The following is a 1,430-nucleotide window of genomic DNA, read 5'->3' as shown; positions in this document are numbered from 1 at the left end:
GGTTGCGTCCATCAGAGTGGTGTAGAAGCCGGAGCTCAATGAGCTGACCGGCGTGTCGTAACCGGACGAAAGACGGTCACCGCGTGATTCTTCGAGAGAGCTACCAACTCGACTCGACGAAAGAGCACGCGATGACCACTGCCCACGATATCGACCTGCACCAGCTCCTCGAAGACCGACTCACCGGCGCCAGCCCCGACCTGCTGCGCGAACTGCTCTCGACATTCATCCATGCCCTGATGAGTGCCGAAGCCGACGCGCTGTGCGGTGCCGGCTACGGCCAGCGCTCCGGCGAGCGAGTCAACAATCGCAACGGCTACCGGCACCGGGACTTCGACACCCGCATCGGCACCCTCGACGTGGCCATCCCCAAGCTGCGGCAAGGCTCCTATTTCCCGGACTGGTTGCTGCAACGCCGCAAACGCGCCGAACGGGCTCTGACCTCGGTGGTTGCTACCTGTTACCTGCTTGGGGTCTCGACCCGACGGATGGAGAAGCTTGTCGATACGCTGGGGATCTCTTCGTTGTCGAAGTCGCAGGTGTCGGTGATGGCGAAGGACCTCGACGAACAGGTCGACGCCTTCCGGAACCGACCCTTGGACCAAGGCCCGTACACGTTCGTCGCCGCCGACGCGCTCGTGCTCAAGGTCCGCGAGAACGGCCGCGTGGTCAACGTCCACACCCTGGTCGCGGTCGGAGTCAACGCCGACGGCTACCGCGAAATCCTGGGCGTGGACGTCACCTCAGCCGAGGACGGCGCCGGCTGGCTGAGCTTCTTCCGCGGACTGGTGGCCCGCGGACTGACCGGGGTGCAGCTGGTGACCTCCGATGCGCATACCGGCCTGGTCGCGGCGATCGGCGCGACCCTGCCGGGCGCCTCCTGGCAGAGATGCAGGACGCACTATTCGACAAACCTCATGGCGGTGACCCCGAAAGCGTCGTGGCCGTGGGTGAAAACCCTGCTGCATTCGGTCTACGACCAACCCGACGCCGATTCGGTGCACGCCCAATACGATCGGGTCATCGATGCGCTCGAGGTCAAGCTGCCGAAGGTCGCCGACCACCTCGACAGGGCACGCCCGGACCTGTTGGCGTTCACCGCGTTTCCCAAGCAGATCTGGAGACAGATCTGGAGCAATAATCCCCAGGAGCGCCTCAACCGAGAAATCCGGCGCAGAACCGATGTGGTCGGAATCTTTCCAGATCGTACCGCCCTGATCCGGCTCGTCGGCGCGGTCCTGGCCGAACAGCACGACGAATGGATCGAGGGGCGCCGTTATCTCGGACTCGACGTGCTCGCTCGCTCGCGTACCGACAAGTGCGCCAACGCCGCCAGCAACGACACCGAGGAGGTGGCACCGGCCTTGACTGCCTGACTCACCGACGAGGAATCACGCAACGGTCCGTACACCACGTCCAGGGACTTGACC

The 1,430-nt window shown here is 64.3% G+C and carries 1 protein-coding gene; it reads left to right on the top strand.

What is annotated here, in order from left to right; genetic code table 11:
• The first annotated feature begins 131 nt into the window (after positions 1-131).
• Positions 132-1,376 carry an IS256 family transposase gene (locus Q8814_RS26110; RefSeq protein ID WP_330154826.1) on the top strand — a complete coding sequence of 415 codons (1,245 nt, stop codon included), beginning with the start codon at positions 132-134 and terminating at the stop codon, positions 1,374-1,376.
• Positions 1,377-1,430: the final 54 nt, after the last annotated feature.

Source organism: Rhodococcus chondri (assembly GCF_036327435.1).
Lineage (GTDB): Bacteria > Actinomycetota > Actinomycetes > Mycobacteriales > Mycobacteriaceae > Rhodococcus > Rhodococcus chondri.
Note: the sequence above shows the minus strand (reverse complement) of the source record. Positions and strands in the feature narration are given on the sequence as shown.